Source organism: Streptococcus parasalivarius (assembly GCF_054785155.1).
The window spans coordinates 1-26,086 of the sequence record NZ_BAABOB010000003.1; the positions used below are offsets into that span (position 1 = coordinate 1).

Below are 26,086 nucleotides of genomic sequence, written 5' to 3' on the forward strand. Positions count from 1 at the left end.
TTGACCGTAAGATGTCATACTCTGGTAAAGGCTGAGCTAGAGCTACCATGTCGTTTAAGACAACTTGTCTGCGTTCAGAAAGACGAAGCAATTCTTGAGCATAGTAACGAACCTCTTCAAGCATTGGGGAGGTTTTCTTGACCGCACAAAAAGATTGTTTAGCGAGTTTTATAAGTTTATCAGTCAGGTAAGCAATACGCTTTTTAGAGATGCGTTTGGAGGTAGATTGACGGATAACCTCACACAAGTTACTTTGAGATAGGCTTAATACAAACTCTTTGCATGGAAAAGCCATCACTAAGTTCCAATATTGTTCTCCAGTAGGTGTGGATAATAGATTTTCCAATTCAGGAAAGGTGACTTGTAGGACCTTGTGTAGACGGTTTTTAGTTCGAACAAGATCTTCTGTCATATTTTGATAGAAACGGCTTAAATCACGCAAGTGTTGATAAACTTCTTCCTGCACGTAAGTTGGTTTACGATTGTGCACAAGCTGAGATTTAGCCAACTTTTCAGCGTCAATTTTATCTGTTTTACGAACTCGCAGACTGTCCAATTGCTTCTTAGCTTCCAGTGGATTTAGCCGTGTGTAAGCGTAACTATATTCCTCAAGAAAGGCTTGAAGACGTCGAGAATAGACGCCTGTAGCCTCAAATATAATCTCAGGGTTATGAACAGTTTTCAAGTCGCCCAACAGGCGATTGAATCCAATGGCATCATTGAGTATGGTGTAGCTATGAACCTTCTCACCGTTGACTAAAATGGCCACCTCAGAACTTGTTTTACTGACATCAATTCCAAATACTGCACGCATGACATTACCTCTTTTGTCTTGAATAATTCCATGTTTTAGTGATTTTATTTTCAATACGCGACGTTTAGCGTCCTACATACTTTGATCAAACTCCACCTAAAACAAGGTGTCTTGCCAGTTTGTCAAGCGACGTCTAGCGCCATAGAGCCCTACGACTTTACAAGACACCACTACTTTAACATAAAGAAAAAGTAGTGAGTACTCTCTCCCGTCGGAGATTTCTTCACTACTAATCTTAGTATGTTTGTCAACTGTAGTGGGTGACGAAAAGCTAACATCTAGAGAGGACCATATAGGTCTTCTCTTTTTCTATCATTTGTCAAGTATAATACGGTTTCTGACTCAACATTATTTCTGAAAGTGTATGAAGAGAATTTTTTGAGGGATAGTTCAAGCCGTTTTTTCTGACATTTGAGCATATAAAAACGACACCTTATCTGGTATTTTTTGAAACAAGGTGTTAGAATTATAGGGCATGGACGACTTTAATGACTTTGGGCTAAAGTATAGTCTTAAAGTTCATTATGCATTATAAGATAATACATTGTCCTAATAAGGCGATGTATAGAGGCAATCGTATGAGGCTTAGTTGAAGTTGTCTGCGATTGTCTTTTTCGTTTCTCATAGAAATCTGAGATATGGAAAAGATTGGTATGGCTAGCTGAAGCGATATTGTGAATACATTTGTGCAGAATTTTTCTTGCATAAGGATTCCCACGCTTAGTAATATGCTCTTGACCTAGGAAATCTCCTGATTCATTGTGTTTGAGATCAATACCGATAAAAACGTTGATTTGGTAAGCAGACTTAAAGCGACGAATGTCTCCTAATTCGCCAATAACGCTTGTAGCCGTTGTCTCTGCGATACCAAGAATAGAGAGAAGAATCTCATATTCAGGTAGAGGTTTAGCTAACTCTATCAACTGTTCTAAAATTTGTTCCCGACGGTTTGTCAACCTTATAAGTTCCTGTGCATTATACTTAACCTCTTCTATTATAGGAGAGGTTTTTGAAATGGCAGAATAAGATTACTTTGCCAGTCCAACTAACTTCTCAGCCAAGTTACCTACTCTGTTCTCTGAAATGTGTTTTGTATGTTCAGAGTAATGAAAATACGCTTCCTAAAGTTGATAAAATTTCTAAAACCGAAGCCCAGACGTTTAATATCTTTGATAAGCTTATTGGTCCCCTCCAATTTTGCATTTGAGTAATGTGTTTCTAGTGCGTTTTTGATATATGGTTTGTGTCTAAGGAAGGTCCTAAAGACAGTTTTGAAGTAATGATTGACCTTGCTTATATTCTCCTCTATGAGCTCAAAAAACTCATCCACTCTTTTTTCCTGAAAGTGAAAAAGCAAAAGCTGATAGAGGTTATAATAATTGGCAAGTTCTTCTGAGAACTTCAGTGTCTTCTCAACAACTTCATGTGGACTTAAGGTTTGACAAAAGGTCTTCGAGTGAAATGATTTACAAGATAACTTACGGCTGTCCTTTTGGAAGAGTCTCCAGTGATTTTTTAAAGCTCGATAAGGTAGTGATTTCTTATCAAACTGGTTCATAATGGCAATTCTTGTCTTTAGAAAGGCTCGACCGAGGTGCTGGATAATGTGGAAACGATCAATAATGATTTTGGCATTTGGGAAAAGCCTTCGAGCTAGTGGCATATAGGCTCCTGACATGCCCATCGTGATAAACCGTACCTTTTGGCGTACTTTCAAACATCTGATGAAAAACCTTGGTTTAACTGCTCTAATTCGTCGCAAACGGCAGTATCCTTTCATGTTAGTATACGATAAACTATTATTATCCTTTCTCATCACTGTTCCTCCTTTTGTATATTAGTTAGTGGTCGGGAAACCCTATCTAATATTACACTTTAGGGGGCTTTTTTGACACATCGCTAAAAGCTTTTCGGAACCATTAGCATATCTAGTGGTTTTCGTGACACAAAAAGACTCACCCCTATCAGGGATGAGTCTTTAGGTTTGAAAACTTAGAAGACTATTTAAATCACTTCTATAAGAATATTTTATCTTAATCTTCTTTTCTACGTTTTCCTGCAATGGCGATTCCAGCTGCCGCTAGAATTCCACCAAGGACTACGCCACCGATAGATGCTTCGTCTCCTGTTTCTGGAAGTGTAGAAGCATCTTTTTCAGTTGCTGAAATATTTGCCCTAGTTTTAAGGTTCATGCGTTTCGCTGAAGTAGTTGATGACTCAACTTTGCCACTTAGTGTCGGTTTAACAACTGTTGGAGTATTCTCAGAACCCTTACCATTGTTAAAGGAATCTACTGTTCCACTTGTTGTGGCAAACATTGGAGCACTAGCTCCTGAAACATTACCTGCTAGGTCTGTCGCTTTCGCTGTCACAGTACCTTCTGGAATGTTAACTGTTGGAACTACTACGGCATGACCTGTTTCATCAGCTGTAGCTTCACCAATCTTGTTACCATCTTTATCGAACAATTCAACCTTAGTTCCTGGTTCTGCAATAACATCAATTGGAGTACGAGTGCCAGCCTTACCTGTAAGATCAGTAGTCACAACTGGTGCATCTGGAGCTGTCGTATCAGTTCCCTTACCTACAGTCACTGATGTTGGGTTAGAGGTGTTGTCTGCGTCATCTGTTGCAGTGACAGAAACTGTGTCACCTTCCTTCAAACCACTTACTGGAACACTGAAGTTACCATCTTGGTCAGCTTTAGCTGATACTTTAGAACCATCTGGAAGGGTTACTTCTACAGTTGAGCCAGCTTCGGCTGTTCCTGTGATTACTGTGTCACCAGCTTTAACTAGGTTCACAACTGGTGCTGATGGAGCTGTCGTATCAATTCCTTTACCTACAGTCACTGATGTTGGGTTAGAGGTGTTGCCTGCGTCATCTGTTGCAGTGACAGAAACTGTATCACCCTCTTTCAAACCGCTGACTGGTACACTGAAGTTTCCATCTTGGTCAGCTTTCGCCGATACTTTAGAGCCATCCGGAAGCGTTACTTCTACTGTTGAACCGGCTTCGGCTGTTCCTGTTACTGCTGTAGTACCTGCTTTAACTGGGTTTACAACTGGTGCTGATGGAGCTGTCGTATCAGCTGTTTTCGCTACGGTTACAGTTGTCGCATCTGATGTGTTACCTGCGTTATCTGTGGCTGTTACAGATACTGTCTTACCTTCTTCCAAACCGCTGACTGGAACGCTGAAGTTTCCATCTTGGTCAGCTTTAGCCGATACTTTAGAGCCATCTGGAAGAGTGACTTCTACAGTTGAGCCTGCTTCGGCTGTACCTGTGATCGCTGTGCCACCTGCTTTAACCGGGTTCACAACTGGTTTAGCTGGCGCTGTGGTATCTGTCGCAACTTTTGGTGCGCTTGCATCTGATGTTTGACCATCTTTCGTAGCTTTAGCTGTTACATTACCTGCTGGAATATCAACGGTTGGCGTGATCGTAGCTTTACCATTTTCATCAGCTGTTGCTTCACCAATCTTGTTACCATCTTTGTCGAACAATTCTACCTTAGTGCCTGGTGCTGCAGTCACTTCAACTGGATCTTTAGTTCCTGCTTTACCTGTAAGGTCTGTATCGACAACTGGTTGGCTTGGTTTAGCTGGTGTTGCTGCTGTAGCTTCTTTTGGTGCGCTTGCATCTGATGTTTGACCATCTTTCGTAGCTTTAGCTGTTACATTACCTGCTGGAATATCAACGGTTGGCGTGATCGTAGCTTTACCATTTTCATCAGCTGTTGCTTCACCAATCTTGTTACCATCTTTGTCGAACAATTCTACCTTAGTGCCTGGTGCTGCAGTCACTTCAACTGGATCTTTAGTTCCTGCTTTACCTGTTAGATCTGTCTTAACTTCTGGTTTCGCTGGAGCTGTGGTATCTGTCGCAACTTTTGGTTCACTTACGTCTGATGTATTTCCTGATGGGTCTGTCGCTGTCGCTGTCACATTACCTACTGGAATATCTTTCGTTGGAGTGATAGTTGCTACACCGTTTTCGTCAGCTGTTGCTTCACCAATCTTGTTGCCATCTTTATCGTAGAGGGCTACTGTTGAGCCTGGTTCTGCACTGACTTCAACTGGGTCTTTAGTTCCTGCTTTACCTGTTAGATCTGTCTTAACTTCTGGTTTCGCTGGAGCTGTGGTATCTGTCGCAACTTTTGGTTCACTTACGTCTGATGTATTTCCTGATGGGTCTGTCGCTGTCGCTGTCACATTACCTACTGGAATATCTTTCGTTGGAGTGATAGTTGCTACACCGTTTTCGTCAGCTGTTGCTTCACCAATCTTGTTGCCATCTTTATCGTAGAGGGCTACTGTTGAGCCTGGTTCTGCACTGACTTCAACTGGGTCTTTAGTTCCTGCTTTACCTGTTAGATCTGTCTTAACTTCTGGTTTCGCTGGAGCTGTGGTATCTTTGACTACAAATTCTGTTAATGGTTTTGTATCTTTAGAACCATCTTTATAGGTTACAACAAGATTGTTTCCATCTTTTTCTACTTTATCAACAACTTTTGTAGCATCTTCTACTTCTTGACCTTTTTTGTCAGTTAAACGTGCATCTGGATTATTTTGAGAATATTCAACTTTAACTTTCTCTTTAATCTTTTCAAACTCTTTATCAGTAACATTGTTAGCATTTGATACGACTACTTTATCTGCTTCTGATGGAGTTTTGATATCATATTTCTTAGTTTGTGCTTTTAATACGAAAGTTACTGCACCTGGGTCAGTAAGGTAAGTACCAACTATTTCTCCATTATTTTTAGTTTTTGTTGCATTATTGGAAATCAATGCACCATCTGTATCTGTTGCTGTTGCAAAACGAGTTACAAGTTCTAATGAGTCATTTTCTGTTTTTGGAAGTCTATTTTCAGCAATACCAGAAACTTGTCCAGTAACTTTAATTTTTGCTGGTGTAGGAGTTTCAGAATTTATCGCTGTTACAGTGTAGCCCCATTCATTATCTTGTTTTTCTGGGTTCCCATCAATATTATTTAAGGCGATATTTCCACCTTTTTTTAATGATGCGGATTTAATTTTTCCAGAATCGTCATTAAAGGTAATATCAACGTCAGCTTCTTCTCCAGTATAAAGATAAATTTCTTTTTTGTTTGGAGCTGGATCTGAATATGGAATCTCTACTGTTGGAGCTACGTTTTCACGTGCAGGATTTACAACTACAGTAACTTCAATCTCGTCTGACTCTTTACCTTGGCTATCAACAGCTTTATACTTAACTGTATAAGTGCCTGGGGTATTTGTATCTACTGTCTTAGTTGCTGTGTTACCATTTACTGAGACAACTTCAGCATGCACCTTATCACCTAGTGTTGCTTGAGCATCATCTTCTTTATCTGAAACTGTCACCAGAGAAGCAAGATCCAGTTGAGCACCTTGTTCAACAGTTTTTCTGTTTCCTTCAACTGCTGATGTAATAGTTGGAGCTTGGTTTTCTACTGAGCGCGGTTGCCATCCAGCCACACTTGAGAAGCCACCCTCTACCACGTTTGAGATAGCTGCTACTTCTGTACCTGCAATCTTGTCAGCCATCGTAAGGACGATCGTATCTTGGAACTTACCGTTCTCAACTGATTTGACAGTTGCTGCTTCTGGTTTTTGAGATGTCCATGCAGATGAGACATTATCACGTTTGACTGGGATCTCCGCAGTCTCTCCTGCAGTATTTGTATAACGCAAGTAGGCAATCCCTGCGTCATGAGGAACCTTAAGAGTAACCTCTTTTTGTCCTGCTACAACTGCATCTTGGTTAGTAGTCAAGCTTGAAGGTTCAACAGTAGTCACACCGACAGATACTGGTACTGTACGACGGCTACTTTCTTCACCGTTAACTACTTGGCTTACCTGTACTGTTTGACGTGGTTTGATGGTTGCACCAGTACCTTGGTTGTTGTTAAGAGCTGTTGGAAGCTCACCTGTGGTCCAGTTTCCATCATTGTCAACTGTGACCGTACCGATGTTTTGCTCCTGACCATCGATATAAAGTTTGATAGTTGCCCCTGGAACCCCTGTCCCTGAAAGAGTGCTTGAAGTCGACGCCACTGTCTGAACAGGAACATTGATAGAAGTGTTCGTCAAGTTTGGAGTCACACTTGGTGCATCAACCTGACTAACCAAGTTCTTGTCGTACTTACCTGAGATAGCATACCAGTTATTCCTTGGTAGCCCTGTCTTGGATTCAACTCCGGCAATATAAGAAATGGCTTGTGATGAGTTTTCAACTACTGTACGGTACTTAATAGTAAACTTGCGAGCACTAGAGTTATTAGATAATGAAAGAACATATACCTTTTTAGTGTCCCCCATGACACCGCTAAGACCATCTACATTATTGTAATCATTTCCGACAGTATTTTTGACACGCCATTCAAGTCTATTACCTGCGTCAACATACTGAACACCTTCTGCATTTGCTGTTCCGGCACCCGATTCTTTATTTGCATCCTTCCAACCATATCGGTCTACGTAAGCACCATCATAATCTGTAACAACATCATAGGGATCGGATACATTGTTAGGGATGGTAAAATAGTAGTATCCTCCCATCTTATCGTACTTAGCCTCGTTAAAGGTTACAGTCCACTCTAATACTGGGCGACCTTGACCAGATGGATCAGTTGCGACTGTCTTCCCATTGACTACCTCATAGTCGTCCAACTGCCTGTATTCAATCTTAGCACGTTCAGTTGGTTCTCCACCATTAACCGTAGCTCGTCTATTTTGGTATACGTACTTAATATCCTTTCCTTCCATAGAGCGATCTTGAGCACGTTCTTGTCCTGCTGCTCGACGACTACGTACACGAGGCGCATTTGCCGTTTCTGACACAGTAACATTATTTGCACTAGCGCTCACTGAGCTTGCTGTAGTCGACGATGCTGTAGAAGCTGTGACTGAACGAGATGCCTCTGAAGCAGTTGCTGGTTTTGCAGTTGATACATTTGTTGAGCCTGTAACTTCTGAAGCAACTGCTGTAGTTGATGATGTTGCTGCTGATGAAGTCGGCGCTGAACTTGTAGCACTTGATGAAGCTGGTGCTGTTGAAGCCGGCGCTGAACTTGTAGCACTTGTTGAAGCTGGTGCTTCCGAACTTACTGCTACACTTGATGCAACTGAGATTGTAGGTGCAACCGACGTCGCTGTAACTGTTTCAGTAGCTGCTGGTGCTACCGTAGCAGTTGCTGCACTTTCTGGTGCTGTGCTTGGCGAAGTGGTGGTCGAGACTCCTTCACCTTGACTTGCACTTACAGCTGTAGCTACAACTGTTGCTCCATCAGATGTCGTTTCATCCGCTTGAGCTGTGTGACCAATCATGATCAAAGTACCAAGCAAGACCGAGCAGACTCCGATATTCAATTTACGAATCGAGAAACGACTCTTCTTACTAAAGATATCTTTACCCATATTTCCTCCTAGACAAGGAATCATTAGATTTTGATTGCTCTTGTCTCTTCTAAAAATAATATAAATTGAATTTCCCTAACATAAAATATATCATATAATTAGAATTGAATCAATATTTTACTGTCATAAAATTAATTTTATATATATTTTTTAAAAACTAACTTAAGCAAAATTTTTCTATATTAGTCTCATCTTACACATTATCTTTATACAGAATTTGAAACCTTACAAATATAAATTAATAAGCAAAAACAAACTGTATATAAACGATTAAAAACCTTACAAAACCTATGCTCTCCCTTTGTTAAAAGCTTTACATTTTTCGGAAAACAGAATGATTCTTACGTTTTATACTTTCAATCTATATAGGATAATTCACAATAAAATTAATATTTAGATCCAGAAATATACATATTTTTAGATTTATTAACGATTTTACATTAGAAAAATGTCGATATTTTTAATGATTCAATTTCCCATCAAACTTTATTTTTGACTGAATAATTAAAAACTGCTCTAGAGATTATAGAGCCGATATTTTTAAGACTAGAATTGCGATTATGAACCATTTCGACAAGAAATCACTACCTTGTCGAGCCTTGAAAAATTACTGACAACACTTTCAAAAAGAGAGCCATAGGTTATCCCTAAACTGTTACTATTCAAAGACTTTTCGTCAAACTTTAGCACCACATGAAGTCGTTTAGAAGACACTGAAGTTCTCAGAAGAACTCGCCAATTATTATAACTTCTATCAGCTTTTGCTTTTTCACTTTCAAGAAAAAAGAGTGGATGAGTTTTTTGAACTCATAGAGGAGAATATAAGCAATGTCAATCATTACTTCCAAACATTCTTTAGGACTTTTTTTAAACATAGACAATACAAAAAAATGTTTTAGAAGCACATTATTCGATTGCAAAATTAGAAGATGGCAATATACTTAACAAGCATATCAAAGATTTGAGATCTGGTTTAAAAAAATTAATCAGCTTTAGAAAGCATGTATTTATAACTTTGAACATCACAAAAGAGACCCAGCCCTTATGGGATGAGTCTCTTTTTCGAAAACTGAAATAGTCTAACTAACTATGTTGAGGGATTTAACCTATGAACTATCTTAGTCTTCTTTTTTGCGTTTTCCTGCCAAACCAAGTCCAGCTGCCGCAAGGATTCCTCCGAGAGCCATAGCTGCCATAGACGCATCATCACCTGTTTCAGGGAGAGCTGGTCCTTTAGGAGCTTCTGGTGTAGTTGGTGGTGTCACTGGTGGAACCACTGGTGTTGGAGGAGTTGGTGGTGTTGGTGGCGTTGGAGGAGTCGGTGGTGTTGGTGGTGTTGGAGGAGTCGGTGGTGTCACAATATTGTTGAACTCAGTATCTTCTGGCAATTGAGAAGTTACTGTCAAGACTTTACCGTCTTTAGTTACTGAGACAACGACTGTAGCAACCATCTTATCGTAGGTAACAGTTGCATCGTTACCTTGTACTTCTTCTACTGTGTAGACGTGAGTACCTTCTTCACCACGTTTGTACTCAAGAGCTGAGAACTTGATCTTACCGTTAGCATCATTGCTTACAGTTTCGATCACATTACCCTTGCTGTCTTTAAGTACGAAGCTAAACTCACCAGCTTTAAGTTCACGACCTTCAAGTTTCTTAGTGAATTCAAACTCAACCTTAGTTGGGATATTGACTACACGTTTTTCTGTTGGTTTTTCTGGTTTTTCAACAGATTTCTTAGTTGGGTCGTATTGGTGAACGATTTGTGACGCAGTATTTTCGATGTCTACACCATCTTTAGCAGTGCCTTTGATAGTTGCAGGAATATCGAACTTGTAGTAGCGTCCGAATGCCAATTTGGCAGTATCGATCACTTGAGTATTTTCTGCATCACCGAGTGACTTAGTAAGGTCAGACTTAGATGTTGCAGTGATTACACCATTTTCAACCTTGATGTCAAACTTAGCTGTCACATCTTCTCCTGTTACAGAGTCGTATGCTTTAATATCAGCAACGTTGATAGTCAAGTTTTCGCTGTCATATTTATCTGTTACACCAACAGATTGAATATTGTGAGCGTCAGTGAAGTTAGTTGTGTCGAGCCATACTTGGTAGACAAACTTATCACCTTTCTTGAGTGTCTTAGTATTGATATTTTCAGCTTCGTTGTTAGCTGTGCTGTCAGCGTAAGGATCCTTGTTAGTATCGCCTACTTTATCTTTCAACTCAGCATCATCGTCAACAAGTTTCATACCAGTGATATCGAATTTCTCTTTAGAAACAACGTATTTCTCTGGTTGGAACTTAGGTTTTTCTGGTGGACGAACAGTATTGTTGAATTCTTTATCTGCTGGATCAGTAACCTTAGTGATAAGAGCTTTAGCTTTACCATCATGTGATACTTCAACAGTGACAAGAGCTTTCATACCGTCGTATTGAACAGTACCGTCAGTACCTTTAACTTCTTCTACTGTGTACTTGTAAGTGCCTTCTTGGCCTTTCTTGTACTCAATAGGTGAGAATTTAACGTTACCTTTAGCGTCATTGCTTACAGTTTCAAGAGTCTTACCTTCTGAATCTTTAAGCACGAAGCTGAATTCGTTAGCTTTAAGCTCACGGCCTTCCAAACGTTTAGTGAAGTTGAATTCTACTGAAATTGGAACACTGTTAACACGTTTTTCAGTTGGTACGTTTGGTTTTTCAACTTTCTTAGTAGTTGGGTTGTAGTAGTTAACAACTTGGGCTGCTGTATTTTCGATATCCACACCGCCAGCGACGTCTGCTTTCACTGTTGCAGGAATATCAAATTTATAGTAGCGACCAAACTCGAACTTAGTAGTGTCGATAACTTGAGTGTTTTCAGCATCGCCAAGTGACTTCGTGAAGCCATCTTTAAGGTTAGCTGTAACAACACCATTTTCAACCTTAATGTCGAACTTAGATGTTACATCCGCACCTGATACTGAATCGTAAGCCTTGATTGCTGATGCATCGACATCCAACTTAGTTTCATCGTAGTCATCAGTGATACCAACAGTTTGGATATGATCCTTGTTGTTAGCATCAAATCGAGTTGTATCAAGCCATACTTGGTAGTAAAGTTTTTGACCAGGTTTAACTGACTTAGTATTCAAGTTTTCCAATTCATTGTTTGATGCATCATCAGCGTAAGGGTTGGTATTTGTATCTGCAACCTTATTAGCCAATTCTTTATCATCATCAACAAGTTTAGTACCTGTTACGTCGAATTTCGCTTCAGAAACAACATATTTTTCTGGTTGGAACTTAGGTTTTTCTGGTGGACGAACAGCATTGTTGAATTCTTTATCAGCAATTTCACCAACAGTTGCTACAAGAGCTTTAGCAGTACCATCATGAGAAACAGTGATTGTTACATTCGCTTTCATTGTATCGTATGTAACAGTTGCATCAGTTCCTTTGACTTCTTCTACTGTGTACTTGTGAACGCCTTCTTGGCCTTTCTTGAATTCAAGTTTAGAGAATTTAACGTTACCAGCTGCATCATTCTTAACAGTTTCAACAACTTTACCTGCTGCATCCTTCAACTCGAATGTGAATTCGTTAGCTTTAAGCTCACGACCTTCCAAACGTTTAGTGAAGTTGAATCCGACTTCAACTGGAACACTGTTAACACGTTTTTCAGTTGGTACCTTAGGTGTTTCAACCTTCTTAGTTGTTGGGTTGTAGTAGTGAACAACTTGTCCAGCTGTATTTTCAATATCTACACCACCAGGAACAGTGTCTTTAACAGTGGTTGGGATATCAAATTTATAGTAACGACCAAAGGCAAACTTAGTTGTGTCGATAATTTGAGTGTTTGCAGCATCACCAAGTGACTTAGTGAAGCCATCTTTAAGGTTAGCTGTGATTACACCGTTTTCAACTGTGATGTCGAATTTAGCGGTAACATCTTCACCTGTTACTGAATCGTAAGCTTTAATCTTAGTAGCGTCAAGTTCCAACTTAGTTTCGTCGTAGTCATCAGAGATACCAACTGTTTGGATGTAATCCTTGTTGTTGGCGTCGAATTTAGTTGTATCGAGCCATACTTGGTAAACAAGTTTATCACCACGTTTAACAGACTTAGTATTCATGTTTTCCAATTCGTTGTTTGATGCATCATCAGCGTAAGGATTAGCATTTGTATCTGCAACCTTGTTAGCCAATTCCTTATCATCATCAACGAGCTTAGTACCTGTGATATCGAATTTTGCTTCAGAAACAACATATTTTTCTGGTTGGAACTTAGGTGTTTCTGGTGGGCGAACTTTGTTGTTGAACTCTTTATCGTTAGCACTTGAAGCGAATCCGCCTGTTGAAGCGTGATTAACGACAGTTGTGAGAACTTTGCCTTCCTTAGTAACTTTCACTGTTACAGTTGCTTTCATAGCATCGTAAGTGATTGAAGTATCTTTACCAGCTACTTCTTCAACTGTGTAAGTGAATGTCTTACCAAGATCAGCTTTGTTGAACAAGAGTTTTTCAAACTTGATGTGACCATCTTTATCGTTGGTTACTGTTTGAAGAACCTTGTTGTCTTTGTCTTTCAATACGAAGCTGAACTCACCTGCAGTCAACTCACGGCCTTCAAGTCGTTTAGTGAAGTTGAACTCGAGTGGAACTGGAACGTTGTTTTCACGTGTTTGAGTTGGTTTTTCAGGAGTTGTAACTTTCTTATTGAATGGGTTGTATTGGTGAATTGTTTGGTTAGCTGTATTTTCAATATCTACACCGTCGTTAGCATCAATGTCTTTAACAACAGCTGGAATATCAAATTTATAGTAACGACCAAACTCGAATTTAGTTGTATCGATGACTGGAGTAGCATCTGTTGCACTAATAGCTTTAGTCAAGCTTGCTTTAGATGTACCGTAGAGAACACCATTTTCAACTTTAATATCGAACTTGTCTGTAACATCCTTACCAGTGATACCATCGTAAACCTTGATTTCAGAAGCGTCGATATCGAGCTTAGCTTCTTCGTAGTTGTCTGTGATACCAACTGTTTGAAGGTTGCTTTCTGCAGTGAAGTCACGAGTATCAAGCCATACTTGATAGTAGATCTTTTGACCACGTTTGAGGGTCTTACCATTCAAGTTTTGGATTTCAACTTTATCAGCTGAATCGTCGTCATCAGCAAGTTTATTACCAATGATGTCGAAGCTTGGTTCTGAAACAACGTATTTCTCTGGTTTGAAGTTAGGAGTTACGTTGTTATCGAAGACACGATCGTCACCTCCATAAGCATCTCCACCTACTGTAGCGTAAGAGATAACTGTTGACAATTGATCTCCTACTGAAGGTTGGATAACTTGAACAGTAACATTGACTTTCATGTTATCGTAAGTAACAGTTGTATCAGTTCCTTTAACTTCTTCTACCGTGTAGTTGAATGTCTTACCAAGATCTGCTTTACCGTAGTTGATAGTAGAGAATTTAACTTTACCTTCGGCATCATTCTTAACAGTTTCAAGAACATTACCTTTTTCATCTTTCAATTCAAAAGTAAATTCTTTGTCTTGCAACTTACGTCCGTTAAGTGTCTTACCAAAAATCAACTCGATAGCAGTTGGAACGTTGTTAACACGTTTTTCAGTTGGTTTGTTTGGTTTTTCAACAGTCTTAGTAGTTGGGTTGTAGTAGTTTACAACTTGAGCTGCTGTATTTTCAATTTCAGCACCATCGTAAGCACCGTCAGTGACCTTAGCTGGGATGACAAACTTGTAGTAACGTCCAAATTCGAACTTAGTAGTATCGATAATTTGAGTGTTTTCTGCATCGCCAAGTGACTTAGTGAAGCCAGCTTTAAGGTTAGCAGTAATCACACCATTAGCGATTGAGATGTCAAACTTGTCAGTAACATCAGCACCAGTCTTACCATCGTAAGCCTTGATATCAGCTACCTTAACATCCAATTTAGCTTCATCATAATCATCAGTGATACCAACAGTTTGGATATGATCCTTGTTGTTTGCATCAAATTTAGTTGTATCAAGCCATACTTGGTAGTTAATAGTGTCGCCACGTTTAACAGCTTTAGTATTGATGTTTTCTGCTTCGTTGTTATCAGCTTTATCAGCGTATGGGTTCGCATTTGTTTCTGCGTACTTATCTGTCAACTCTGCATCATCATCAAGAAGCTTAGTACCAGTGATATCAAACTTACCGTTACCATCGCTAAGAACGTATTTCTCTGGTTGGAACTTAGGTTCTTCTGGTGGAGTTACAGTATTGTTGAACTCTTTATCTGCTGGGTCTGTCACATTAGTGATAAGAGCCTTAGCAGTACCATCATGACGAACTTCAACTGTTACAACAGCTTTCATTGTGTCGTATGTAACGGTTGAGTCAGTTCCTTTAACCTCTTCTACTGTATACTTGTAAGTGCCTTCTTGACCCTTCTTATACTCAATAGCTGAGAATTTAACGTTACCTGAAGCATCATTCTTCACGCTTTCAACGACTTCGCCTGCTTCATTCTTCAACTCGAATGTGAATTCGCCTGCTTTAAGCTCACGACCTTCAAGTTTCTTAGTAAAGTTGAACTCTACTGAAACTGGAACGCTGTTAACACGTTTTTCAGTTGGTTTGTTTGGTTTTTCAACTTTCTTCGTAGTTGGGTTGTAGTAGTTAACTACTTGAGCCGCAGTATTTTCGATATCTACTCCACCTGCAACATCAGCTTTAACTGTTGCTGGGATATCAAATTTATAGTAGCGACCAAACTCGAATTTAGTTGTGTCGATGATTTGAGTGTTTTCCGCATCGCCAAGTGACTTAGTGAAGCCAGCTTTAAGGTTAGCTGTGATTACACCATTTTCGATTGAGATATCGAATTTATCTGTAACATCAGCACCAGAAACTGAATCGTAAGCCTTGATAGCTGATGCATCCACATCCAACTTAGTTTCATCGAAGTCATCTGTGATACCAACAGTTTGGATATTGTCCTTGTTGTTTGCATCAAATTTAGTTGTGTCAAGCCATACTTGATAGTAGATAGTTTGACCACGTTTAACAGACTTAGTATTCAAGTTTTCAGCTTCGTTATTTGAAGCATCGTCCGCATATGGGTTCGCATTTGTATCTGCGTACTTGTCTGCCAACTCTTTATCATCATCAACGAGTTTTGTACCTGTTACGTCGAACTTAGCTTCTCCAACTACGTATTTCTCTGGTTGGAACTTAGGTTCTTCTGGAGGTGTTACACGGTTGTTGAATTCTTTATCCGCAATGTCGCCTACAGTCGCGATAAGAACTTTAGCTGTTCCATCGTGTTTCACTGTAACTGTTACATTCGCTTTCATTGTGTCGTATGTAACGGTTGCGTCTGTTCCTTTAACTTCTTCTACTGTGTAGTTGTGTACGCCTTCTTGGCCTTTCTTGAATTCAAGTTTAGAGAACTTAACGTTACCTGAAGCATCATTGCTTACAGTTTCAAGAGTCTTACCTTCTGAATCTTTAAGAACGAAGCTGAATTCGTTAGCTTTAAGCTCACGACCTTCCAAACGTTTAGTGAAGTTGAATTCCACTTCAACTGGAACGTTGTTAACACGTTTTTCAGTTGGTTTGCTTGGTTTTTCAACTTTCTTAGTTGTTGGGTTGTAGTAGTTAACTACTTGAGCCGCAGTATTTTCGATATCTGCACCACCAGGAACATCAGCTTTAACTGTTGTTGGGATGTCGAACTTGTAGTAACGTCCGAAAGCAAATTTAGTTGTGTCGATAACTTGTGTGTTTTCTGCGTCGCCAAGTGACTTAGTGAAGCCATCTTTAAGTGTTGCAGTAATCACACCGTTGTTAACAGTGATATCGAATTTAGCTGTAACATCATCACCTGTTACTGAATCGTAAGCTTTGATCTTAGTAGCGTCAAGCTCCAATTTAGTTTCATCGTAGTCATCTGAGATTCCTACTGATTGGATGTTGTCCTTGTTTGCTGCGTCGAATTTAGTTGTATCCAACCATACTTGGTAAACCAACTTATCGCCACGTTTAACAGTCTTAGTATTGATGTTTTGTGCTTCGTTGTTTGAGGCATCGTCAGCGTATGGGTTCGCATTTGTATCTGCGTACTTGTCTGCCAACTCTTTATCGTCATCAACGAGCTTGTCACCAGTGATATCGAATTTCTCTTCAGAAACAACGTATTTCTCTGGTTGGAACTTAGGTTCTTCTGGAGGTGTGACACGGTTATTAAATTCTTTATCCGCAATGTCGCCAACAGTCGCGATAAGAACTTTAGCTGTTCCATCGTGTTTAACTGTGACTGTTACATTCGCTTTCATTGTATCGTATGTAACGGTTGCGTCGCTTCCTTTAACTTCTTCTACTGTGTAGTTGTGTACGCCTTCTTGGCCTTTCTTGAACTCAAGTTTAGAGAACTTAACGTTACCTGAGGCATCGTTGCTTACAGTTTCAAGAGTCTTACCTTCTGAATCTTTAAGTACGAAGCTGAATTCGTTAGCTTTAAGCTCACGACCTTCCAAACGTTTAGTGAAGTTGAATTCTACTTCAACTGGAACGCTGTTAACACGTTTTTCAGTTGGTTTGTTTGGTTTTTCAACTGTCTTGCTTACTGGGTTGTAGTAGTTAACAACTTGGGCAGCAGTATTTTCGATATCTGCACCGCCAGGAACATCGTTCTTAACAGTTGCTGGAATATCAAACTTGTAGTAACGTCCAAATTCAAATTTAGTTGTATCAATGATTTGAGTATTTTCTGCGTCGCCAAGTGACTTAGTGAAGCCAGCTTTAAGAGTTGCAGTCATCACACCATTTTCAACTTTAATGTCAAATTTATCTGTGACATCAGCTCCAGTTACTGAATCGTAAGCCTTGATTGCTGAACCATCTACATCAACCTTAGTTTCATCGAAGTCATCAGTGATTCCTACAGTTTGAACGTTGTCTTTGTTAGCTGCGTCAAATTTAGTTGTATCCAACCATACTTGATAGTAGATCTTTTCGCCGCGTTTAACAGACTTAGTATTGATGTTTTCTGCTTCGTTGTTATCAGCTTTATCTACATATGGATCGGTATTTGTTTCACCATATTTATCAGTCAACTCTGCATCATCATCGAGAAGCTTGTTATCAGTGATAGAGAATTTCGCTGTATTCAATACGTATTTCTCTGGTTGGAACTTAGGTTCTTCTGGAGGTGTCACACGGTTGTTAAATTCTTTATCCGCAATGTCGCCAACAGTCGCGATAAGAACTTTAGCTGTTCCATCGTGTTTAACTGTAACTGTTACATTCGCTTTCATTGTGTCGTATGTAACGGTTGCATCTGAGCCTTTAACTTCTTCTACTGTGTAGTTGTGTACGCCTTCTTGACCTTTCTTGAACTCAAGTTTAGAGAACTTAACGTTACCAGCCGCATCGTTGCTTACAGTTTCAAGAGTATTACCTTCTGAATCTTTAAGTACGAAGCTGAATTCGTTGGCTTTAAGCTCACGACCTTCCAAACGTTTAGTGAAGTTGAATTCCACTTCAACTGGAACGTTGTTAACACGTTTTTCAGTTGGTTTGCTTGGTTTTTCAACTTTCTTAGTTGTTGGGTTGTAGTAGTTTACTACTTGAGCCGCCGTATTTTCGATATCTACACCGCCAGGTACATCAGCTTTCACTGTTGTTGGGATGTCGAACTTATAGTAACGTCCAAAGGCGAATTTAGTTGTGTCGATAACTTGAGTGTTTTCTGCATCGCCAAGTGACTTAGTGAAGCCTGCTTTAAGAGTTGCAGTGATCACTCCACCTTCAACTGTGATATCGAATTTATCTGTGACGTCTGCGCCTGTTACTGAATCGTAAGCTTTGATCTTAGTAGCATCAAGGTCCAATTTAGCTTCATCGTAGTCATCTGAGATTCCAACTGATTGGATGTTGTCCTTGTTAGCTGCGTCAAATTTAGTTGTATCCAACCAAACTTGGTAAACCAACTTATCGCCACGTTTAACAGTCTTAGTATTCAAGTTTTCTTTTTCGTTGTTTGAGGCATCGTCAGCGTATGGGTTCGCATTTGTGTCTGCGTACTTGTCTGCCAACTCTTTATCATCATCAACGAGTTTGTCACCAGTGATATCGAATTTCTCTTCAGAAACAACGTATTTCTCTGGTTGGAACTTAGGCTCTTCTGGAGGTGTTACACGGTTGTTGAATTCTTTATCCGCAATGTCGCCTACAGTCGCGATAAGAACTTTAGCTGTTCCATCGTGTTTAACTGTAACTGTTACATTCGCTTTCATTGTGTCGTATGTAACAGTTGCGTCGCTTCCTTTAACTTCTTCTACTGTGTAGTTGTGAACACCTTCGTCACCCTTCTTGAATGACATAGCTGAGAACTTAACGTTACCTGAAGCATCATTGCTTACAGTTTCAAGAGTCTTACCTGTTGAATCTTTAAGAACGAAGCTGAATTCGTTAGCTTTAAGCTCACGACCTTCCAAACGTTTAGTGAAGTTGAATTCCACTTCAACTGGAACGTTGTTAACACGTTTTTCAGTTGGTTTAGTTGGTTTTTCAACTTTCTTAGTTGTTGGGTTGTAGTAGTTTACTACTTGAGCCGCAGTATTTTCGATGTCTACACCACCAGGTACATCAGCTTTCACTGTTGTTGGGATGTCGAACTTGTAGTAACGTCCAAAGGCGAATTTAGTTGTGTCGATAACTTGTGTGTTTTCCGCATCGCCAAGTGACTTAGTGAAGCCATCTTTAAGTGTTGCAGTAATCACACCGTTGTTAACAGTGATATCAAATTTAGCTGTAACATCATCACCTGTTACTGAGTCGTAGGCTTTGATCTTAGTAGCATCAAGATCCAATTTAGTTTCATCGTAGTCATCTGAGATTCCTACTGATTGGATATTGTCCTTGTTAGCTGCGTCAAATTTAGTTGTATCAAGCCATACTTGGTAAACCAACTTGTCGCCACGGTTAACAGTCTTAGTATTCAAGTTTTGAGCTTCGTTGTTTGAGGCATCGTCAGCGTATGGGTTCGCATTTGTATCTGCGTACTTGTCTGCCAATTCTTTATCATCATCAACGAGCTTGTCACCAGTGATATCGAATTTCTCTTCAGAAACAACGTATTTCTCTGGTTGGAACTTAGGTTCTTCTGGAGGTGTCACACGGTTGTTAAATTCTTTATCCGCAGGGTCTGTCACGTTTGTGATCAAGGCTTTCGCTGTACCATCATGAGATACAGTAACGGTTACAACAGCAGCCATTTCATCGTAAGTGACAGTTGCATCTGTACCCTTAACCTCTGTTACAGTGTACTTGTAAGTACCTTCTTGACCCTTCTTGTATTTAAGGGCTGTAACAGTTTCACCAGCTTTATTTGTGTACTCTACTGGAGAGAATTTAATCTTACCAGCTGCATCGTTGGTTGCAGTTGCAATCACAACATTGTCGCTATCTTTCAACTCGAATGTGAATTCGCCAGCTTTAAGGTCGCGACCTTCCAATTTCTTAGTGAAGTTGAATTCTACTGAGATTGGAACACTGTTGACACGTTTTTCAGTTGGTTTTTCAGGTTTTTCAACTTTCTTAGTTGTTGGGTTGTAGTAGTTAACAACTTGAGCTGCTTTGTTTTCGATATCTGCACCAGCTACAACATCGTCTTTCACTGTTGCTGGGATATCAAATTTATAGTAGCGTCCAAATTCGAACTTAGTCGTATCGATGATTTGTGTATTTTCAGCGTCGCCAAGTGACTTAGTGAAGCCAGCTTTAAGGTTAGCTGTAAGAACACCGTTGTTATCAGTGATATCGAACTTGTTAGTAACATCTGCACCAGTTACAGAATCATAAACCTTGATATCTGAAGCATTAACAGTCAATTTATCCTTGTCGTAGTTATCTGTGATTCCTACTGTTTGGATATTGTCTTTGTTAGCTGCATCAAATTTAGTTGTATCCAACCATACTTGGTAGTAAAGTTTAGATCCACGTTCAACTGACTTAGTATTTAAGTTTTCATCTTCGTTGTTGTTTGTATTATCAACATATGGGTTTGTATTTGTTTCACCATATTTATCTGTCAATTCAGAATCATCATCAACGAGTTTAGTACCAGTGATATCGAATTTCGCTTTAGAAACAACGTATTTCTCTGGTTGGAACTTAGGTTCTTCTGGAGGTGTTACACGGTTGTTGAATTCTTTATCAGCAGCATCTGTTACGTTGGCAACGATTGCTTTAGCTGTACCATCGTGTGAAACAACAACTTTAACAGTGGCAACCATTGTGTCGTATTTGACAGTTGTATCTGTACCAGGAGTTTCTTCTACTGTGTAGTTGTAAGTCTTACCAAGATCATCGCGACCAAATTCAAGAGTCTTGAAGACAATCTTACCAGCAGCGTCGTTCTTCACGCGTTCAACTTCAACGCCGTCTTTCTTCAATACGAATTCGAATTCGTTAGCTTGAAGTTCACGACCTTCCAAACGTTTTGTGAAGTTCATTTCCACTGGAACTGGAACGCTGTTAACACGTTTTTGTGTTGGTTTTTCAGGTTTTTCAACTGTCTTGCTTACTGGGTTGTAAACGTGAACTGTTTGGTTGGCTGTATTTTCAATATCAGCACCAGCTTTAACAGATTCTTTAACAGTTGCTGGGATATCAAATTTATAGTAACGTCCAAAGGCGAATTTAGTAGTATCGATAACAGGATTGTTTACTTTATCTTTGATAAATTCATCTTTAGAAGTTGCAGTGATTGTGCCATTTTCAACTTTGATGTCGAATTTAGCAGTCACGTCTGCACCAGTTACTGAATCGTATGCTTTGATGTCAGCAGCGTTAACGTCCAATTTTTCTGCATCGTATGTATCAGATACACCAACGTATTGAACGTTGTTAGCTTCTGTGAATTTAGTAGTATCAAGCCATACTTGGTATACCAATTTAGAACCGCGTTTAACAGTCTTAGTATTCAAGTTTTCTGGTTCGTTGTTGGCAACACCATCAACATATGGATTGGCGTTTGTTGCTGTGTACTCGTTACCAGGAACATCATCGTCATCATCCATCAACTTGTCACCAGTGATGTCATATTTCTCTTTAGAAACGACAAATTTTTCTGGTTGGAATTCAGGAGTGTTCGGAGGAGTGACTTTGTTGTTGAATTCTTTATCTGCAGTACCATCAGTTGCATTACCGTTAGCGTCTACACCACCAGTTGATGTAACGTTTGTAACAGTAGTCAATGTGTGACCGTTCTTAGCAACTTCAACTGTCACTGTAGCTTTCATTTGGTCGTAAGTCATTCCGAATTCTTTATTTTCAGGAATCACTTCTTCTACAGTGTAAGTGTGTGTACCAACTTTAGTATTGTCAAATGACAATTCAGAGAAGGTTACGTTACCAGCAGCATCATTTTTAACAGTTTCAACGACGTTACCCGCAGCATCTTTCAATACGAAGCTAAATTCACCAGCTTTAAGTTCACGACCAGCCAATTTCTTAGTGAAGTCAAACTTAGTTACAACTGGAGAAACCACATAGTTGTTGAACTCAGTGTCTTCAGGCATTGTAACAGCAGTACTCAAGAGACCTGTAGCGGCATCTTTAGTAACTTTAACTTTCACTACTGCGTTCATAGTATCGTAATCGATATTTGTATCGTTACCAGCTTTTTCACGCACAGTGTAAGTGTGTTCACCTTCAGCGCTGTATTCAATAGCATCAAATGTGATTGAACCGTCTGCTGCATTTTTCTTAGTTTGGATTACATTGCCATTTTCAAGCAATTCGAATGTGAAGGCATCTGCTTCAAGTGCTTTACCTTCAAGACGTTTAGTGAACTTGAATTGAGCTTGAGTAGGAGCAGATGTGAAGGTATTGTTGAACTCTTTATCAGTTGGAAGAGTTGCAACAGCAGTAAGCGCATGACCTGACTTAGTAACAGTAACTGTTACGTTAGCTTTCATTGGGTCATAAGTCATACCTGCTTCAGTTCCTTGAACTTCTTCTACAGTGTACTTGTGGTCACCAACTTGAGCATTTGTAAATGTCAATGCGTCAAATTTAACTTTACCGTTGGCATCATTTTGTTTTGTTTGAAGGACTTTACCATCTTTGTCTTTCAATACAAAGCTAAATTCGCCAGCTTTCAAGTCACGACCTGCAAGAGCTTTGCTGAAGTCAAATTGTGCAGTTACAGGAGCTACAACGTGGTTGTTGAAGATCTTGTCATCAGTACCAGTTGCTTCACCACCTGTTGAAGTCATTTCAGTCTTAGCAACCAAAAGACCTGTAGCGGCATCTTTAGTAACTGTTACTTTAACTGCGATAGTCATTTCATCGTAGTCTACATCGGCATTGTTGCCCTTCACTTCTTTAACAGTGTAGTTGTAGACACCTTCGCGGTCAAATGACAATTCGCTGAAGTTAATCTTACCGTTAGCTTTGTTAGTTACAGTTTCGTTAACATTGTTATCACCAGTCAATGTGAAGCTAAAGTCACCTGCGTTCAAAGTACCGTTTGAAAGTGATTTATCAAATTCAAGGTTAACTTTAACCGCACCTGGAGTGAATGTATTGTTGAACTCTGTATCTGATGGAAGAGTGTTTGTTGCTTTAAGAACGTGACCTTCCTTAGTAACAGTGATTGTTACTTCAGCCTTCATTGTATCGTAAGTCATACCAGCTTCTTTATTTTCTGGGATAACTTCTTCTACAGTGTACTTGTGAGTACCAACTTGTGTATTGTCAAAGGTCAAGTCATCAAAGGCTACAACACCTTCTTTAGTATTTGTCTTAGTTTGAAGAACTTTACCAGTTGAATCTTTCAATACAAAGCTGAATTCACCAGCTTTCAACTCTCGACCTGCAAGGGCTTTGCTGAAGTCGAAACGAGTCTTAACTGGAGCTACAACGTAGTTGTTGAAGATCTTATCAGTTGCGCTTGAAGCAAAACCACCAGCACCACTGTATTTAACTGAAGCTTGCAAATCACCTTTAGAGTTCTCTGTAACAGTAACTGTCATAGTAACTGTCATTGCATCGTAATCAACGTTTGCATCTGAACCTGCAGTTTCAGTGATTGTGTAGATGTAAGTACCAACTTTATTGAAAGTTAAGTTACTAAATGTCGCTTTACCGTTTTTGTTAGTAACAGTTTCTTCATATGAAGGAAGTGATTTGTTTTCATTGACTTCTTTAATCTTGAAGCTGAATTCACCATCAACAAGTACACGTCCTTCAAGTTGTTTTTCAACTTCTGGAGTAACTGTTACAGGTTCTTGCTTCACGTAGTAGTAAACAGGTTGTTTATACGGTGTCAAAGAGTTGAGCAAGTCAACGTTGGTACCGATACCTTCTACTCCACGTTCTAATTGAGCATTTGGAGAAAGGTGACCGATATTGTCTCCTAAGAATGGTACGAATACAGATTTATATGGTGTATACCCAGCAGCTTTTTGGAAATCAAATGGTACATCTTTACCGTTTGGATATTCAGTTTTTGCTCCTGTTTTTGGATTAGTTACTGTATGTGCAATAGTTTTAAGAGGTGTTTTCTTAACAGCTAATTCTTGTTTGTTATAATCACCTGGTTTAATTGGTTTCGTTTCCGCTAGTAACATGTAACCATCAGTGCTTAATGTACCATCAGAACGTTTACTTTGTTGTTTTGGATCTAATAAGTAAACACGAACGACTACAGTTCCATCTTCCCCTACGATTTCTTTAATCCGTTTAATTCCCGCACGCTCAGCGTCCATGAATTTCGTACCAACTTTGTAAGGGCGACTTACATAACCTGATTGATCATTTGCATCAGCTGCTTGATACAATTTATAGCCATCAAATTGACGCTCTCCAGATGCTGTGAAGTTTTGCCCTTCCATAGCTTTAAGAGTGTATGAAGCTAAGTCTACTTCGTTACCATTTGCTACGTAGTCTTGAACAGTTTTATCTGTTTTATTAGCGTTAAATGTTGGGTTGTTTTTATCAACTACTTTATAGTAAGTTGTTTTATTAACTGATACTGGAATCTTGGCATTAGTATCCGTAATCGTACGACCGTTATAAGCTGGTTCTACAACGTTGATAATATCTGTTGATGTACGAGCATCATAAACAGCATCGTATAATTTTTTCTCATCCGGAGTAAGGTTATGTCCTGGAGCTACTAAAGCTTGGATACTTGCCCCAACTTCATAACCAAATTGAATAAATGGTTGGTCCGTTTTACCAGGTCCAGCTCCTAAACCTTTATCATAATCTACTTGGAAAGTTAATTCACCTTTAGAAGCAGATTGAGTAGTCGTGAATTTTTGAATACCACTAGAGGCAGTAATTGTTCTTGTTTCAACTACAGCACCAGTATTTTTGTTGATCAATTCAACAGTCGTATCTGTTGAAGCATCAAATCTCTTGTAAGCACGTACATAGTAGCTTGTATTGTAACGTTCATTGAAGCGAGTGAGGTCTACGATACTGTATGTATAGACATCACCTTCTTTAGCTTGATAACCTGATGGTACTGTTTGTGAACGAACACTTGCACCATTAGGATCCGTCATATCAGGTGTAGCAACTTCACCGTCTTTTAGGAAAGTTGCTACAGCAACCGGCTCGTTATTGTGGTCTGTAGCGGCACGACGGTTACGACGGCTACGACTTGTTGCCAAAGCGCCAGCATTAGTCAAATCAGTTGCAGCGCGGTCAAGTACTGCACTGCGATCTTCGGCTGCTGCTCTAACAGAGTAAGCACGTGCTGTGACATTTGGCTTAACACTTGTTGCTGCTGCCGCAGTTTCAGCTGCTGCTGTTTCTTCAGCTACTGGAGCGGCTGTTGCAGCAGTACGGTTAGCCGCTGTTGCAGCTGGAGTTGCTGCAGCGGTTGTCGCTGAAGCTGTTGTTTCAACGTTGTTGCTAGCTGCATTTGTAGATGCCGCTGTAGCTGGTTTAGCTGTTTCTGTAGCAGCTTTTTCAGTTTGTTTTGCAGTCTCTGAAGCTGGTTTAGCTGCTTCAGGTTTTGCAGTTTCTGTAGCTTGTTTGTCAGTTGTCTCTGCGGCAGCCTTATCTGTTGTTGAAGCTTCTGGCGTCAAGTTAAATGTTGACGCAGTTGCCTCAGTTGAAGATACAGCTGCAGTAGGATCTGCTTGAGCTGTTGATGCTGTTGACGTCTCAACCAGGTCTGAAGAACTCTCGCCCTCAACTGATGAACCAGGATTTGATGAAGAAGCGTCAGGCGCTGTTACTTCATCAGCCTGTGCAGTATGAGCAGCAAAGAGTGCCGTTCCTAGCAAGACTGAAGCGACACCAAACGAATATTTACGCAATGAAAATCGTTGACGTCTGTTAAAAATGTCTTTCATTTCAAGTCTCCCTCTGTATGAAATAGTTAGTTATAGGTCACGAGTATACAAGAATCCTATACTTGAACTCATGATTCTATTACATTCTAACATTCTGACAATTCATGGTCAAGTGATTAATCGATATTTTTTAAAAAAAATCAAGTTGTCTGACAATTCAACCAACAACTTTTGCTCGTTTTTTATTTTTACAAGTGTAAAAACCTTGATTTTATTTGCTTTATACCGTTTTCAATTTTCTATTTTATTTTCTTTTCATTCCTAACTTTCTCATAATTTTCACGGAAGATATTAGACTTATGAGAGGATTTAACTCATTTTATTGGCTGATTTCCTCACTTTGATTCTAATTTTCACCTTCTTATTACAAACCATCCGATTCTGTAACACCCTCGATAAACCATTGATATACAATTTAATAATCCTCTTTCACGACTAAAGTCTCCCATTAGCATTTCAAAAACACTAAAAAACCCAAGTATCATAAACTTGGG

The 26,086-nt window shown here is 39.6% G+C and carries 3 protein-coding genes and 3 pseudogenes; 1 reads left to right on the forward strand and 5 read right to left on the reverse strand.

From position 1 onward, the window contains the following. From ACYVQ1_RS03565 to ACYVQ1_RS03580, 4 genes and pseudogenes are all read right to left on the reverse strand, one after another. A partial coding sequence (locus ACYVQ1_RS03565; RefSeq protein WP_461249979.1) for an IS110 family transposase occupies positions 1-814 on the reverse strand: 814 nt, incomplete at its 3' end. A 512-nt stretch (positions 815-1,326) separates the two neighbouring features. Then, a pseudogene (locus ACYVQ1_RS03570) lies at positions 1,327-1,908 on the reverse strand (transposase); the annotation flags it as partial. Further along, positions 1,881-2,537, reverse strand: a pseudogene (locus ACYVQ1_RS03575) (ISL3 family transposase); the annotation flags it as partial. The pseudogenes ACYVQ1_RS03575 and ACYVQ1_RS03570, both read right to left, overlap by 28 nt. 310 nt (positions 2,538-2,847) lie before the next feature. Continuing rightward, the gene (locus ACYVQ1_RS03580; protein ID WP_461258406.1) at positions 2,848-8,238 is read right to left on the reverse strand and encodes an Ig-like domain-containing protein; all 5,391 of its coding nucleotides are present in this window, start codon (positions 8,236-8,238) and stop codon (positions 2,848-2,850) included. A gap of 542 nt (positions 8,239-8,780) precedes the next feature. Here ACYVQ1_RS03580 and ACYVQ1_RS03585 point away from each other — a divergent pair. Continuing rightward, a pseudogene (locus tag ACYVQ1_RS03585) lies at positions 8,781-9,316 on the forward strand (transposase); the annotation flags it as partial. A gap of 40 nt (positions 9,317-9,356) precedes the next feature. On the opposite strand, the gene ACYVQ1_RS03590 reads toward ACYVQ1_RS03585, so the two are convergent. Then, a complete protein-coding gene (locus tag ACYVQ1_RS03590; protein ID WP_461249977.1) occupies positions 9,357-25,592 on the reverse strand; it encodes an SspB-related isopeptide-forming adhesin in 16,236 nt (5,411 codons plus the stop codon). Positions 25,593-26,086: the final 494 nt, after the last annotated feature.

Excerpts from the sequence above, each read along its gene's own strand:
- ACYVQ1_RS03580 (WP_461258406.1), bottom strand. The coding sequence starts at position 8,238 with ATGGGTAAAGATATCTTTAGTAAGAAGAGTCGTTTCTCGATTCGTAAA.
- ACYVQ1_RS03590 (WP_461249977.1), bottom strand. The coding sequence starts at position 25,592 with ATGAAAGACATTTTTAACAGACGTCAACGATTTTCATTGCGTAAATAT.